The sequence below is a fragment of the Nonomuraea montanisoli genome (genome assembly GCF_013363975.1).
GTDB lineage: Bacteria > Actinomycetota > Actinomycetes > Streptosporangiales > Streptosporangiaceae > Nonomuraea > Nonomuraea montanisoli.
Window position 1 is genome coordinate 222063 of sequence record NZ_JABWGN010000009.1, and the last position, 15328, is coordinate 237390.

The 15328-nt window shown below is 65.4% G+C and carries 14 protein-coding genes; all 14 read right to left on the minus strand.

Features of this window, described 5'->3' with window-relative positions:
- Positions 1–14: 14 nt before the first annotated feature.
- The 14 genes from HTZ77_RS24330 to HTZ77_RS48355 all read right to left on the minus strand — a co-directional run bounded on the left by HTZ77_RS24330 (position 15) and on the right by HTZ77_RS48355 (position 15319).
- Positions 15–1277, minus strand: a complete 1263-nt coding sequence (locus HTZ77_RS24330) for a methionine adenosyltransferase (RefSeq protein WP_175591981.1) — start codon at positions 1275–1277, stop codon at positions 15–17.
- A gap of 7 nt (positions 1278–1284) precedes the next feature.
- Positions 1285–2028 (minus strand): DUF6071 family protein, encoded by a 744-nt coding sequence (locus HTZ77_RS24335; protein WP_175591982.1) that lies wholly within the window; start codon positions 2026–2028, stop codon positions 1285–1287.
- A gap of 2 nt (positions 2029–2030) precedes the next feature.
- On the minus strand, positions 2031–3497 hold the full coding sequence (locus HTZ77_RS24340; protein ID WP_175591983.1) for a carbamoyltransferase family protein: 1467 nt from the start codon (positions 3495–3497) through the stop codon (positions 2031–2033).
- Positions 3498–3634: 137 nt separating this feature from the next.
- On the minus strand, positions 3635–4138 hold the full coding sequence (locus HTZ77_RS24345) for an NUDIX domain-containing protein (RefSeq protein WP_175591984.1): 504 nt from the start codon (positions 4136–4138) through the stop codon (positions 3635–3637).
- 13 nt (positions 4139–4151) lie between these two features.
- Positions 4152–5303, minus strand: a complete 1152-nt coding sequence (locus tag HTZ77_RS24350; protein WP_175591985.1) for a nucleotidyltransferase domain-containing protein — start codon at positions 5301–5303, stop codon at positions 4152–4154.
- 19 nt (positions 5304–5322) lie between these two features.
- Complete coding sequence (locus tag HTZ77_RS24355; protein WP_175591986.1) at positions 5323–6099, minus strand: transglutaminase-like domain-containing protein; 777 nt, start codon at positions 6097–6099, stop codon at positions 5323–5325.
- A gap of 256 nt (positions 6100–6355) precedes the next feature.
- Positions 6356–6892, minus strand: coding sequence for a helix-turn-helix transcriptional regulator (locus tag HTZ77_RS24360; RefSeq protein WP_175591987.1), 537 nt, complete (start codon positions 6890–6892; stop codon positions 6356–6358).
- 186 nt (positions 6893–7078) lie between these two features.
- Positions 7079–7525 (minus strand): flavin reductase family protein, encoded by a 447-nt coding sequence (locus HTZ77_RS24365; RefSeq protein WP_175591988.1) that lies wholly within the window; start codon positions 7523–7525, stop codon positions 7079–7081.
- Between the two features lie 66 nt (positions 7526–7591).
- Positions 7592–8794: a type III PLP-dependent enzyme domain-containing protein gene (locus tag HTZ77_RS24370; RefSeq protein ID WP_205303315.1), complete on the minus strand. Its 1203-nt coding sequence runs from the start codon at positions 8792–8794 to the stop codon at positions 7592–7594.
- Positions 8787–10283: a class I adenylate-forming enzyme family protein gene (locus tag HTZ77_RS24375; protein ID WP_175591990.1), complete on the minus strand. Its 1497-nt coding sequence runs from the start codon at positions 10281–10283 to the stop codon at positions 8787–8789. Before HTZ77_RS24375 ends, HTZ77_RS24370 begins: the two co-directional genes overlap by 8 nt.
- Positions 10284–10321: 38 nt before the next feature.
- Positions 10322–10579 (minus strand): phosphopantetheine-binding protein, encoded by a 258-nt coding sequence (locus HTZ77_RS24380; RefSeq protein WP_175591991.1) that lies wholly within the window; start codon positions 10577–10579, stop codon positions 10322–10324.
- Between the two features lie 17 nt (positions 10580–10596).
- The gene (locus HTZ77_RS24385) at positions 10597–11805 is read right to left on the minus strand and encodes an acyl-CoA dehydrogenase family protein (RefSeq protein ID WP_175591992.1); all 1209 of its coding nucleotides are present in this window, start codon (positions 11803–11805) and stop codon (positions 10597–10599) included.
- Positions 11802–13604, minus strand: a complete 1803-nt coding sequence (locus HTZ77_RS24390) for an ATP-binding cassette domain-containing protein (RefSeq protein WP_175591993.1) — start codon at positions 13602–13604, stop codon at positions 11802–11804. The genes HTZ77_RS24385 and HTZ77_RS24390 overlap by 4 nt, the downstream gene beginning before the upstream one ends.
- Positions 13601–15319 carry an ABC transporter ATP-binding protein gene (locus HTZ77_RS48355; protein WP_175591994.1) on the minus strand — a complete coding sequence of 573 codons (1719 nt, stop codon included), beginning with the start codon at positions 15317–15319 and terminating at the stop codon, positions 13601–13603. Before HTZ77_RS48355 ends, HTZ77_RS24390 begins: the two co-directional genes overlap by 4 nt.
- Positions 15320–15328 lie beyond the last annotated feature (9 nt).

Here is a 15328-nt window from a genome sequence, read left to right on the forward strand (position 1 = left end):
GCCATCCCGACATCTCACGGCGCGTCCGAGGCCGGCGTGAGTCTGTAGACCGACTGGATCTCCTCAAGAGGATCTTGGTTCAGCAGCGCCTGTGTCACCAGGTCGACGTCGCCGATCTGCGTGCGTATCAGGGACTCTGCCTTCTCGAGATTCACGCCGTCCTCGGCGAAGTTGACGCACACAGACCCCGGCTCGGTGAGTGCCGCACCTACCCTGCTGGTGATGATGACCTCGTTGTCCACACAGAAGTGTTGACGGAGCAGGTCCGAGACCCACTGCGCGAGAATCGTGTACAGCTTCCCCGTGTGGTGCACGGGGTTCTTTCCGGCGGGGGCTTCCACGGACATGGCTCGCCCAGGTGTGATCAGTCCCGAGAATCTGTTCCCGCGGCCTACTGCTCCTACGTCGCCCTTGCCGAGGCAGGTACCGAAAGGCGCGAGGTATCCGCGGCCTGGGATGTCGCGTTTGTTGAGATGCACGACGAACGTCTCCACCCCCTCGGGTACGCGCCCCTCGATGAAGGTGGAGATCAGAGAACGGATCCTTTCGACCCTGTCGTCGTAGTCGATCCACGAGGACAGGGCTTCCGGGTGGAAGGGAACGCAGACGGTCACGTCGAGAACGCGACTGTCTCTGACAGCCAGGACCTTGATGTCCGACCCGGTACCGGGCACAAGCGACCTGAACTCCAGTCCCTGGAGATAGCGCTCCAGATCCAATGTCAGCCGCTCGACCGGTGTGGGTTCCGAACTGGCGGCACACGCGACCGTGTCGTTGGCCAGCCGTTCGGTGGTCATGATCGACCTCAACTGATCGTTGGACTCGGGGTTGTAGTAACCCGGATGATGGTCGATCGGACTCCCTACGACTGCGCGCAGGTATGGGCGAGTGTGCTGTCTGACCTGCGGGTCCCGCGTACAGGTGGTGAGGACGTCCGCCACGGCGGAGTCGAAGAGATCTTCGACCGGGATCGTGACGCTGCCCACGTGCCGGGTGACCTTGCCGAAGTAGTAGGCGCCGATGGGCGTCACGACGTCGTACCCACCGAGCCTGACCACGGTGTCCGCGCCGGCGAGAGTGACCTTGTCCGCCGAGTGGTTGGGCACGAAGCCGAACTGCTTCTCGCAGTGCTGGGCATACCGGAAGCAGAAGAGCTCGGCGACGAGGTCGGCCATGGTGTCGGGATGGCCCAGCCCCTTCCGCTCCACCGTTTCGAAGAGGTGCTTGGAAGGCGGCAGGATCCGCCCCAGGGTGAAGGCGATTCGATATCCGGACATAGGAGGACTACCCTTTCGAGAAGTAATTCGTCGATGGTGGGCTTCCCACGCCAAGACCGGTACGTGTCCAGGCGGCGAGCTCTTGTGCGAAATAGACATGCGCCGCCGCCAGCGGGTGATATAGCTTGCCGACGCTGAAATTTCGCTGGATGGCGTTGTAAAACGATTGCTCGGCGTCCGTGGGATCGCCGCCGTACACGGTGGCTTGCGCCAGTCCACCCGCCACGTCGACAGCCTGTCGACCCAGTTTCCTGGGCAGGACGTCCCATGCGAAGGCATATCTGGCCAGAGCACCGCTGTCACGGAGGAACGAGTCCAGCAGGATCCAGTCCGTGAAGAAGTCGACCGCCGCGCCTCGCTGGTCCCAGAGGCGGGAGAAATAGGCTTGTGAGACCGTGTCCCCTTCGGCGATCCGCCATCTGCCCAGCCGATGCCAGTCGGTCTCGTAGGGCAGGTCAGGGCGGTTGCCCGGGTCCGGCCGACGGCCGCGGCACTCCCCGCGAGTGAGTCCCGTCCACATGCAGAAGACCAGTGTTTCGGCCGGTGAGACGCCGTTCTCGGCGCAGAGACGATGGAGGTTTCCGACGGTCGTCCGCACGATGCGCCGGTTGGATCCGCCATCGCAGGCCAGGTTGACGAACGGGATGCCGAGTTGCCCGGCCAGTACGGCAGGCCATGCCTCGCGGCCGGGATCATCCAGTTCCGCGCCGCGGGTGTAGCTGCAGCCGTTGGCGATCAGGAATCGAATCATCGTCAGAGCACCCTGACATGCTCTCGCGCGCCGAACGCCACAGCCTGCTCCCAGGTGTTCACCAGCGGCTCACCTCTGGAATTCAGGCTGGTGTTCAGGAGCATCGGGCATCCCGTGGCGTTCTCCCAGGCTGTGAGCAGCGCGTGCAGGTTGGGATGTTGCTCCGAGGTGACCGTCTGGACACGGCTTGTGCCGTCCGCGTGCACCACCGCCGGGAATTCCGCTGGGAAAAGACTGGTAGCGGTGAACTGCATGTAAGGGCTCTCGGGGACGGGCATGTCGAAGTATTGCGCCGCCCGCTCCGCCAGAATCACCGGGGCGAAGGGCCGGAATTTCTCTCGCCCCTTGATCTGGTTGACTCTGTCCTTCATGAGCGGGGACCTGGGGTCGGCAAGCAGCGACCTGTTGCCGAGTGCCCTTGGCCCGAACTCCGCACGACCGTTGGCCAGTGCCAGGACACCCTCGCGTTGGAGTGTTCGCAGCAGCTCGTCCACATCGAAAGGGCGGTCGATGTCGGTCCCGAGATAGGGGCCGTCCCACTTGATGGGACCGCCGTGCAGGGCGGCGGCCGCCCCTACGCTGGATCCGGCATCACCGGGGTTGGGGAAGATCCAGATGCGGTCGAAGCCGCATTCCGTGGAGATCTTGGAGTTGGCGACGCAGTTGAGCGCCACGCCACCCATGAGCACCAGGTTGGAGATCCCGGTTTCCCGCTGTGCCCAGGAGGCCGCCCGCAGCAGTACCGTCTCGGTGACTGCCTGGATGCTCGCCGCGAGGTCCTCAGGGCGGGCGCCGGGTAACCACTCACCGATACCGCGATGGACATTGGCGCGCAGGTGGAAGCCCGGGTCCTCGATCGTCAGCCATTCTTCTTGCAGCTGCTCCGCATGGATCGGCGTGCCGAACGCCGCCATTCCCATGACGATGTACTCGTCCTCGTTCGGCCGGAACCCGCATCGCCGCGTGAAGGCGCTGTAAAGCAGTCCCAGGCTGTGTGGGTAGCGGCGCCGGTACAGCGTCTCCAGCCCGCTGTCCCTGCCGAACCGGGAGATGGTGAACGTGTCGAACTCACCGATGGCGTCCGCGACGATGACCACTGCTTCGGCGAACCCGCTGGTGGCCACCCCCGCCATGGCGTGCGCCTGGTGGTGATCGGCATAGAAGATCTCCGGCAGTGGGAAGGGGAGCAGCGAGCGCAGGTAACGCTGCGGAACGTCGGACAGCGACAGCGCGTTACCGAGCTGACCGGCTCTGACGTGCCTGAGCTTCTTGATGTACGGCCGCTCGTACCACGCTATGGCCTCCGGCCGCCCGTAGGCCAGCCCTTCGGAGATGAGGTCGGCATGGAGGAGAGCGTCGTTCTTCTTCCGTGAATACCGTTCTGAGTGGCCGGCGAAGAGCAGGCGGTCGCCTTCCAGAACAGCCAGCGACGCGTCATGCGAGAGGCCGGATATGCCCCACGTCACCATGAAAATTCCTCACTTGTAAAGATACGGATCGCTTTTCCGTAGTCGCCAGAGCCGTATCCGCCACCACAGGTCGGCGAGGAGACCTCGCCGTGGACGGCGTGCGGGACCCCGCGCCATCGTTCTCTCCTCTCAGCCGGTCAATCCCCTTGGGGGAAACCGTCTTCCGCGTAAATGTGGACGCCGAGACGCTGAGCCCTGAGGGCCAGTTCGAGGCGGCGGCTCTCGTGTGGCTCCATGAGCACCCTGGCGTCACGTATCGTGACGAATCTGACGCACGTCAGTTCTCGAGCGGGAACGCTCGCCGAGGCCAGGTTTCGCACGTCGAGTTGTCCGCAGTCGAACACCAGATGGTGCATGGGCCGGTCCCACCCGGGGCGCCGTGGGACCCAGTCGGTCACCAGCAGCCTGCCTACTGGGGTTCTCTGTGCCAGGAGCGCTCCCAGTTCCTCCGACATCTCTCGTGCGAGCGCGGCCGTGGGGGCCTCGTCCGCCTCGACAGTGCCTCCGACGAACACCCAGGTAGGCTTGTACCTCGGCTCAGCGAGCAGGACGTTTTGGTGCTGATCCAAGATGAGTCCGCCCACGGCGCTGGTGACGTTGGCCAGCGCCGTGTACCACCTCATGGTCATGTTGTCGGACACCCCGGCCCCTCCTTCAGGCGCGTGGCACATGGGAACGGCCGCGAGCACTTCTCCTGCGGTCGGTGAGGAACAGGCGCCGGGCCAGCGGTTCCGCCCACGTGCGTACATCGCCGTCCAGCGCGCCATACTCGTCCAGGAAACCGTCCTCCGCCGGGCGCACGTCATGGAGAAGCTCCTGGGGGACCAGTTCGGGGTAGAGCAGGCGTGCGTGGTGAAGGGCGTAGTACACGCTGTCGGTGGCGTCATAGTCACGCGCCCGGGACACGACCCCGTGCCACTCTTCCGAGGACAGCCGTGCGGCGGCGAGCGCCACGTCCAGGAACTTGAGGATCTGGAGGTCCCCCCCGGATTCGATGTAGTAGAGGGTGGTCGCCTCCTTGTAGAAGTGCGCGCACAGATCGATGAATTGATCTTCCGGCGAGAGAGCGAAGGCATCCTCGCCGCACAGGCGTACTGGGATGCGGCGTTCCAGAAGTTCCTCCGCAGGCACGTCCTTGGTGTGGCGGCGTTGGAAGATGTTGAGGCAGAGGTCGATCGAGTAAACTTCGATCAACAGGGTGTCGGCGAGTTTGACAAACGGCAGTTCATTGTTGACATTCAGCTGCCAGAAGACCTGTGTGCCCCGATCAAAAGACTCGATCCCGCCCCCGTCCACCGACACGCGCCCTTGGGTGTATCCGTGGTGTCTGAGAAGCCTGTGCATGGCGTCGGCGTCGGCCGGGGCGACCAAGATGTCGAGGTCGTACATACGCCGCAGGCCCGGATCACCATAGAGCCCTTCGGCGATCAACGGTCCTTTGCGGACGGCATAGCGGAACCTCGCCGCGCCGAGAGCCCGGAACAGTGCGGCATATTCGTGGGCCAGGATCTCGTTCCGCCGCCTGTTACCGACGTAGATCCCGGCGTAGATCCCGTGGTAGGGGATCAGAGGTATCCCGTCCGGGCTCAGGTAGAGCCGATGGACCACGATGTGCCGGGCCACGAGAGGCAGCACCTTGTGCCGCCCGCACTGGTCGATGAAGAAGCCCCAGTCCAGGTCGTCGCGGTACTTCGTCAGTAGGTGTCTGCAGGCCGAGATCTGATCGCCACTGAGCTCTACGCGACACAAGGCGAGTAGCAGCGAGAGTTCCGGCTGCTCGTCGATGAGTGGTGAGGGCGTGCGCATTCGTGCCTCCGCAATCTTGTCAGGCGCCGGCCACCGTGGTCGGCAGACTCTGCCTGCAGGCGTAACCGGCGTGTCTGGCGAAGTCGGTCTGTTCGCCGGTGAGCCGGTAGAAGAGGCCTCTGGGTGACATCGTGACGGGCCAGTCCGCGGGGCGGACTATTCCCCAGCTCTGCAGTGCCCTGGGCAGGAGCGGATCCACGGGGAGCCACTGGTCGTCCACCTGGATCTCGGCCCAGGTGTGCGTACTCGAGAATGGTGTGGCCAGGATGAGGCCGAAGGCGAGGCGTGCGGGGAATCCCGCCTCCAGCAAGACGCTGATCAATGCCTTGGCTGTCATGCTGCACTCGCCGATCTTCTCTCGATGGAGGAGCGAGAGGTCGTCCTTGAGGGGCCTTGGCAGCAGGTGGAAGCTGACGTCCGAGAAGCGGTTCGCGATCTGCACCACCTGTCGTGGCAGGTCGACAGGACAAGGGAGATCTGGCGTGGTCAGCTCTGCCACCGTCGTGTCGGCCCGCGTGCCGGTGGCGGTACGGATTCCTCCGAACGCCGGATGCACTTGGTAGACGCAAAGGCCGACGTGTCCGGGGTAGGTGCAGGAGACGCGGAGCGACACGGTGTAACGTGCGCCGCCTTGGCGAATCCGCCTCAGAGCTCGAATCCAGCACAACATCGCCATACGTCGGGACGACTTCAGCCCGAGATACAGCGACATGTTGCCCAGGTCGTTGTCGTCGAACAGCGCATCATCGGCCGTTCCGGCGTGGGGCAGACCGGCATCGACCAGTTCCGAGAGCAAAGTTCGGTCGATGCCGTGCCTTCGGTGAGCCGCGCTGGAGTCGACACGGAAGTTACGCATTGTGTGAGGGACGAGCGCCAGCCTCCGCAACATCGTCTCCGCCCGCTTCATCCCGTCAGGCGTGGAACTTTGTCCTGCGCTCATTCCTGCTCCCAGATATCTGATCTCGGCCTGCTGGCACCGTACGGGCGCTGCCTACTGCACCCATATCAAGCGTCTACTCCGCCTCTACCGTTCGTCCTGCTGAGCGCACGTATTAGCCGATATCGCCGCACAACGTCATCGCCGCTCGGGTCAGATCGGCCTTGTTGCCCAGTTGCAGCTTGCCTCTGATCCTTTTGAGATACGTGTCCACCGTGTAGGTGCTGATGGAGAGCCGTCGCGCGATCTGGCCGTTGGTGCGTCCTAGTGAGATTTCCTGGAGCACTTGACGCTCACGTTGGGAAAGACGGGGGACGGGCGTTTCCGTCGTGCCGTTGCAGACGGATGTCGGCACGATCTCTCCCCTTCGTATCCGGTCCATTTCGTCCAGCAACGTGCCGATCGGAGACCGCCGGTCGATGAGGATCGAGCCATTCACGCACGCCGTGGAGCGCGCCAGGGGAGAATCCACATCCATCAGCAGCACCGAGGGCCCGATGGCGTTGGCGCTCCTGAGAAAGTCCGCGACCTCGGCGGGGCCGGCGATGTCGGCGTCCACCATGAAGAGCTCGGCCTCCCGGTGGTGCCGGTCGGTCAGGGTCGTCTCCGCTCCGACAACGCGCATACCCGCAGAGGCCACGATCGAGAGCAAGCCTTGAAGGTATATCGGGCAGCCATCGTAAATCGCCACTTTCATCTTTGGGCCTCATATTCCCGCACGGACTGTCGACCCCCGAATGCCTTGGCATGCGCAAGAGGCTGATCGCTCCTCCTGCCGGGGGCGTGTCCATGGTGCGGGCATCCGCTACTTTGTCCATACCGGGCACCTACCCGAGGCCTATTCGTACTCCCCGCCCACGAAGACAAGCGCTCTCTCGTCCCGAAGAATGTGCGCATTCAGGACGCGACTCAGGACAATATGATGATCGCCTCGGGCGAGTACGCTCTCGACCACGCAGTCGAAAGCGGCAACAGCGCCTGCGATCCGAAGAAAACCCGAGGAAGCGGCCGTGACCTGCACCCCGGCGAACCGGTCAACACCTTTCGCGGAGAAGTCGCGTGCCACATGCGCCTGGTCGGCGGCGAGCACGTTGACCGAAAACTTCCGCAATTCGCTCAGGCGCCGCCACGTCTCTGACGAGCGACTGATGCAGAACAGAGTGAGCGGAGGCTCAAGCGAGACGGACGTGAACGAGTTGATCGAAACGCCAACCCGCCCCTTGGCGCCGTCGCCCATGACGACGACGACTCCTGTCGGGAACCTCCGCATCACCTGCCGCAACATGAAACCGCTCGCATCCGTGCACCGCTGTACCGCACGTAGAGTCCTCCGCCGCTCGGGGCGCGAAACCTACAGGTCATCGCGCACCAGAGTGATCCGGGTGGCCGAGACGACGTCGCCGTCACGGACCACGACCTCCGCGGGGCACACCCGACCGAGGAAGGCGATCAAGCTGGCGGACAGGCCGTAAGCCCCGACGTTGGGTATCTCGAGTACGTCGCCCGGCGCCGGTGAGTGGAGCCTGACGCCATGTGCCAGGACGTCGCTGGGTGCGCACAGCGGTCCCGCCAGCGTGATCACGACGGACTCACCGCCGGCTGCTGCCTCGGGCATCGCCGACAGGGGCAGCATCCTGCGGAGCCCCGACATGCCACCGAGATGGTTGATCCCCGCGTCGAGGACAGCGATGCGCTCTCCCCGCGACAGCTTGACGTCGGAGACAGTAGTGATCAAGGAACCGCACGCGGCAGTCAAATACCGACCGGCCTCGAAGGCCAGGACGACGTCCGAGCGGCCCTTGAGGTAGGCGTCGGCCAGCCGGAGGAGTGCGGGGCGCAGGCCGCCGTACACCACGGCGGGCCCCGGCCGTGCGTAGGGGGCCGCGAATCCGCCGCCCAGATCGAGCATCCGCAGCGGCAGCCCGTACGTCTCATGCAGAAGGGACGCGCACGCGAGGCTCTCCTCGAACGACGCGATGAGAGCGGCTTCACTCTGCGCGTTGCTTATGGGGAAGAAATGCATCCCTACGACGTCGACTCCGTCGACGTCCGACACCTGGGAGATCCACCTGGCGACCTCGTTGACGTCGAAGCCGAACTGGGAAGGCCGCCCCGTCATGCGGATGGACGTGCCACTCCCGCCCGACCCCGCGTTCAGCCGGAGCAGGCACTCCGCTGTCACATCCTCCGCACGGGCTACCCCGGCTATGCGGCGTAGGTCCGTGACGGATTCAGCCGAGAAGAGGCGAGCACCGAGCTGTACGGCCTGCCGTATCTCCTCCGCCGTCTTGCCGGGCCCGGTGTAGAGACACTGGTGGATGGCATGTCCGCAGCTCTTGGCGGTGAGCAGTTCGGCGACGGAGCTGACCTCGGCGCGGGCGCCCAGCCGGGCCAGGTCCGCGACGATACTCGGATGCGGATTGGCCTTCAACGAATAGAAGATGGCAGCCGCCGGGGGAAGCGCCGCGCACAGGCGGCCATACGCTTCGGCGACCTCACCGAGGTCGTACCTGTAGAGGGGACTGCCGTATTTCTGGATGAGCCGGTCATGCATGGCCATCTCCAACCGGAGACGCGCCACTCTGGCTGAGTATTCGCCGGGCCACGGCCGCGCGGTCGACCTTCCCGTTCGTCGTCAGCTCCAGCTCAGGGACGATCACGCATGCGTCCGGCCGTTTCGCGGGCTCCAGCCTCCGCGTGAGTTCTTCCAGCAGCGCGGACGGTGAAATGGAGCCGGTCACGGCGAGGTAGAGCCGTTCCCCCTCCCTCACGAGGGCAGCCCTGGCCACACCGCTGACTTCCTCGGCCGCGGCCTCGATCTCCGACGCGCTGACGCGCATTCCGCGTCGCTTGAAGATGTCGTCCCTCCGTCCTCTGAAATAGAGGTTGCCGGAGAGGTCGAGGAGTCCGTAGTCGCCGGTGAGGAGCATCCTCTCGCCGGAAACCGGATCTTTGACGAATCTCTCGTTCGTGAGATCCGGAGCTCTCCAGTATCCCCGCATCACGTGCGGTCCCACGACGGCGATCTGTCCCTCGACGCCGGCCTTGACGGGTAGCCCCCGATCATCGAGGACACGGATGATGGTGCCCCGCAGCGCCGTACCCAGCGACCCTTCCCTGATCAGGTCCTCGTCCGGCAAGCCGATGGACACCCTTTTGCATTCGGTGATCCCGAACATCTGCGTCACTGCGGCGCCGGGAAAGGACTCGCGTAACTGCCTCGCCAGCGGGGTTCCCAGTCGCGCCCCGGTATTGGTGAACAGCCTTACTCGGCATCCGGAGACGCCCCTCCGTGCCGCCATGCGCACCAGCAACACAGCCAGCGTGGGGACCACCGGCACGATCGTCGCCCCGCTTCTTCGGATGCCCGGGAGCAGGCCGGCTGTGTCGCCGACCGTGCCGATGCTGAGCTGGGCCGAGGCCACGACGGAGAGAAAGAGCTGGTATAGCCCGTAGTCGAATGACATGGGAAGTGCCAGGAAGATGACGTCCGTACTGGTGTAGGAGAGCCGTTCCGCGATGGCTTTCACTGCATAAAGCACTTGGTCGTGCTGGCAGGCAACACCTTTGGGCATGGCCGTGCTGCCTGAGGTGTACATGAGCAACGCCAGCGATTTCGCATGGCCGCCCGTCGTGGCCTTACCTTCTGGCGCTGGTCCGGCTTTCGCCCATGACGCGGCGAACTCCGTCCAAGGAGTGTGCATATGACCCTCGTCCAGGACCAAAGCGGGGTCGGCGTCCTTGACAATGTGCCCGAACTGATAAGCGGACACTGCAGGACTGATCGGCACGAAGACTGCGCCGACTCTCGACACGCCGAAGACCGAGGCGGCCAGGTAAGGGGAGTTCGGCGCTCTGACCACGACACGATCGCCCGGCCGCACTCCCTTCAGGCTCAGCCACCGTGCGAAGCGGACACTCCAGTCTCTGAGTTCGGCGAACGTCCACGAAAGACCGTCGTCAGAGACAGCAGGTCGGTGCGGCGTGCGCGCGGCGGCCTGATCAAGCAGGTCGTGCAGGAGTTCTTCTGTGCCCGTTGACATCTTCCGGCTCCAAAGCTGGTCGCGGGGTGGGGGGCCGTTCAGGGCTGCTGAGAGAGCCCTTCCACGACCGCCCACAGCCCTGACGGCGTAGCGAACGTGTCGGGAACGAGAAACTCATCAGGAATCGAGATTCCGAAGGCGTCCTCGACCTCGACCAGCAGACTCACTGTGGCGAGCGAGTCCAGCCCGTGCTCGGCAAGCCTCAGATCATTCTTGAGGGGCGTCTCTTGGCCCAACTGGGGAAGAAAGGCCCGGAGGATCTGCTCGAACGGCTCCGGCCATTGCGTGGATGTCATGCTGGCGCAACCCTTCTTCAGACGAGCTGGACGCTGCGGTCCATGAGAGCCAACCTGCCGGTTGCCGGAAGGAGCCGGTCGTTGGAGTAGTTGAGCGCCCCGGACCTGAGGTCCCGGAAATGCCGTTCCAACGGCATGGGGCCGCTCTTCAGGTAACCGACAGAGAGGCCGGCGAGTTGGACGAGTCGGTCCACCGATCGGAAGGTCAGCTCCGATGCGGCGACCTTGAGCGCGTTGAGGTGAATCTGTGTGCTCGGAACGTCCAGACTGTGGTTCTCGGCACGCGCCGTCCGGACTTCGTCGCGTACGCAGGCCAAGTAACCGGCCACCAGTTCCAGATCGATACGAACCCGCGCCAGCCGTTCTGCCACGAGATCCGACTCGAGATCCACGCCGCGAGGGCGGCCGGGGGTTCGCAGCAAGGAGACGAACTCGCTCAGAGCCGTCCGTGCGGCGCCCAGCCAGCACGCCGCCCATCCGAGGTGTCCTGCCGGGATCAGACTGTCGACGGCGACCTCGCGAAAGAGGCCGGGCCGGCCGACCACCTGGGAGCCGGCTACTACCCCTGTGAGGGTCATCGGCACGCTGTGGGTTCCTCTCATGCCGAGCGGATTCCACGAACCACGTGATTCCAGAGTCAGCTGCCGGCGTCGTGCGAAAAGGAGGCTGACGCTGTGGGCGTTGGCGTCCGCGGCCGAGCGCATGGTGATGAGGAAGGCATCGGCGGCCTGTCCGCCGGTCACGATGGGCGCTTCCCTGGAGAATCGCAGAAGCTCTTCATCCTGCTCAACTGCGGATCTCGCAGTGAGCAGATGGCCGCCCTTCCCCGGCTCGGTGGTGACGGACGCCAGGTACATCCTTCCGGCCGCAATCTCCGGGAGCACCTCGGCGGACAGCTCGGGAGAGGCATGGCGGACGAGCGCGTCGACCTGCTGGCAGTGCATCGCCCAGATCATCGCTGTTGACATGCAGCCCGACGCCAGGATCTGGGCCACATCGATGAGGTCACCCAAGTCACCCCCCATGCCACCATGCTGAAGGGGAACCAGCAGGCCCATCAGCCCGCTTCGTCGAAGGACCTCCAGATTCGCTGCCGGGAACTCGGCGGTCTCGTCGACCTCGGCGGCATGCCGCGCGAGGACCGGCACCACCTCCTTCAAGGCGCTCAGCCATGTGCCCGCGGCGCCGTTTGCCTTTCGCGGGACGGATGTCAGCAGGTCGGTCATAGGTATCCCTTCGCCTGAGCCGTGAAAAGCTCGTGATAGAGGCCCTCCGCGCGGATCAGCTCCGCGTGCGTCCCCTGTTCCACGACGGTCCCCCGATCCAGGACGACGATGTGGTCGGCCATAGTCACGGTCGAGAAGCGGTGCGAGACCAGCACGGTGACGGCGCCGCACTGCCGACCGGCGCGGCTCGCGAGAGCGGCGAACCGCTCGAAAAGCTCGTGCTCGGCTTGAGGGTCGAGTGCGGCCGTCGGCTCGTCGAGGACGAGGAGGAGGGGCTGCTCGCGCATGGCGGCACGCGCGAGCGCCAGTTTCTGCCACTGCCCGATCGACGGTTCGACGCCGCCGAACAATGAGCCGAGCTGTGTGTCGATCCCCTGAGGCAGTTGTGTAATGACGCTGTCGGCGCCGGCTCGTTCCGCTGAGGAGCCGACGAACGCCCGATCGTGAAGATGCTCCAGATCGCCGATGCCGATGGACTCCATGACGGTGGTCTGCGGCTGCAGGAAGTCCTGGAAAGCTCCTGACTGCTTCGCGAACCACGCACCGGGCCGGATCCCGGTCAAAGGGCGGCCGTCGACCGTGATCGTGCCGCGGGTGGGACGGTAGACGCCCGTCAGCAGTTTGATCAGCGTGCTCTTTCCAGCGCCGTTCTCACCCACTAGGCCGATGACCGAGCCCGCCTCCAGGTCGAGATTGACACCGCTCAGCGCCGGCGTGCCGCGACCCGGATAGATGAACTCCACGTCGCGCAGCCGCAGACCCTTGGCGAGTCGCGACGGCGGCGCTGTGGATGCCTTCTCGCCGCTGTCGGCGAAGGCGCGCAGCCAAAGATAGTGACCCATGATGTGCCCGACTGCGCCCAGCCGGGTCATTCCGGAGACGGTCATGCCGATCTGGATCCGCAGGCTGCTCCCCAGTGAGATCACGAGCACCAGATCTCCGGTCGACGCTTGCCCCGCCCGACAGAGCATGGCCACGGCAGCGATCGACGCCCCGAACCCGAGGAGATAGGACGACCAGCCAACCGCCTCCCAAGCACTCGCCTTCAACTGGGCGACGGTTTCGCGGCGGGTGCCGATCCTCCACAGCCGGTCGGCCAGCGCGCTCAGCTCCCAGCCGTTCCGGCATATCCGGACCTCCTTGGCGGGCTCAGGCCGGACGCACAGCATGTGCAGCCGCTCCTCCTGGCGTTTTCCTTCCGCGTTGAGATCCCTGATGCGGTCCATCGCCCGTTGGCCGCGCTTGGCGACCATCAGCGGCACGATTCCCAGCAACGCCATCGTCGCGAGGAAAGGATGGATCCCTACCAGCAAGGCGACGCTCAGGGCGAGGCCGGCGACGGAACCGGCGGTCTCCACCATGGTCCAGCACGAGGACGCCAGCCTCCCCGAACTCTTCCTCAGCACAGCCAGTCGGTTGAGGAATTCGGGGCTCTCCAGATGGTCGACGGTCGACGGTGTGGTGGTGATATCCGCGATCTCGCGGCCAAGCACCAGGTCCACCTTCTCCTCCACCTCGAAGCGGAGGTTGGTCTGGACGCGGTTTCCCGCGGTGTTCGCCGTCTGGGCCAGGGCGCCGACGAGCAGCGCGACGAGCAGCCCGGCGCTCACCCCCAGTCCTGTGGCCTGCACCAGCCAGCGCTGAGTCGTGGCGAGGAGCGCGGGGGCGACGGACTGCACCCCCAGAGTGGCCAGGATGATCGCCGCGACGCGGGGATTGGTACGGACGGTGAGGCGTACGAGGTGGCCGAGGACTTTCTGGCGCCGACGCCATGCCGACAGCAGGTCCTGCGCCTTCATGCGCCGGCCTCCGAGCCTGTGAATCGCGCGGCCTGCAACCTGAAGAGACGGGCATACTCACCACCGGCCGCCAGGAGAGCCGCGTGATCGCCCGCCTCGACGATCCTTCCTTGGCTGAGGACCACGATCCGGTCGGCGTTCCTGACCGCTGAGAGGCGGTGAGAGATCAGGATCACTGAGGCTCCTTCGGCCCGGCTCGCAATGGTGTCGAAGAACGCCGCTTCCGCCCGCACGTCGAGATGCGCCGTCGGCTCGTCCAGAATCAGCAGCATCCGACCGTGAGCCCGCGCGAACAGCATGCGGGCGATCCCCAGCTTCTGCCACTGACCCCCCGACAGGTCCACTCCGTTCGACGTGCCCCGCCACAAGGACGTGTCGAGTCCGGCAGGCGATCCCGCCAGCACGTCACCGATGCCGGCTGCTTCCGCGGCCGCCCTGATGCCGGTCAGATCGTCCAGGTGGCCGGGGGCCGACAAGGCGACGTTCCATGCCACGCTCAGGGGGTAGCGCACGAAGTCCTGGAACAGAGCTGCCTGCCGGGACCGCCAGGTCTCGACATCCAGGCTCGCCAGGTCTTCGCCGTCCACCCTGATGTGCCCGCGGGTGGGGGAGTAGAGGCCCGCCAGGAGCTTGATCAGAGTCGACTTCCCCGCGCCGTTGCGGCCCACGATTCCGAGGATCTCGCCTGGTCTGATGTCGAGGCTCAGGCCGTCCAACACCAGACCGGCTGATCCCGTATAGGCGAACGATACGTTGTCGAACTCTATGTGCGGCGCTGTCCGGGCCGCGATGCCGACAGGGAGGGACCGGCGCTCCGTCAGCCGGTCGCGTAGCCGATGCGAGGCCCGGACGGCGCCGAGCCCGTACTCGATGTCGAAGGCCTCGTGCCCCATGTAGCTGATGCCGAAGACGCCCCACGATGCCACGAGATACGTGGCGAGCTCGCCGGCCGTGATATCGCCCCTGGCCGCAGCGACGCCGGGCAGGAGCAGCACGAGGATTGTGGTCGAGAAGGTCAGCACGATGATCGGTAACTGTCCAGCGAGCACTCGGCGGCGTTCCCACCACAGCGGCCGGAGGGCCGCCTCCGCCCAGGTCCGGCCGCGGTCCGTCAGCCAACCAGCGAGCCCGAACAGCCGTACCTCTTTGGCCGCCTCAGCAGAGGTGGCGAGGTCGTACCAGTACTCCGCGCGGCGCTCGTCCGGGACGATGCCGTCCGTCACATCGGCGAGGCGCAGCCACTGACGGCGGATCACCGCCCTGGTGATCAGGGCGGTGATCAGCAGGACCAGCGCGTGCCACCAGGCGAAACCGGCGAGCACGACAGCGGCCGCGCCGGCTGAGATCATCCTGAATGAGAGGACCACCTGGCCGGTGACCGCAGTCCCGGCGGACCGCTGACGCCCCCACGACTCGCCCAGGTCGCCTGCCCGTGCAGCGTCGTCCTGAACCGCGGAGGACTCCAGATGGGCGATGCCGGCCGGGGAGAGCAGCATCGATCTGACGCCTCGGCGCATCCAGCCGTCGAGCTGACGGGCGACGTGATCGGCCGCGATCCGTTGAGCCGACTCGGCGACCTGCACCAGTACGAGGAACCCGATGAAGAGGGCGACCGGGAGGACCAACGAGGACTGCCCGCCTTCGCCCGTCGTCGCCAGGCTGACCAGCCAACCGGCAGTTACCGCAGTCAGGGACGGGCTTGCGGCGGTGACCACGTGACTGAG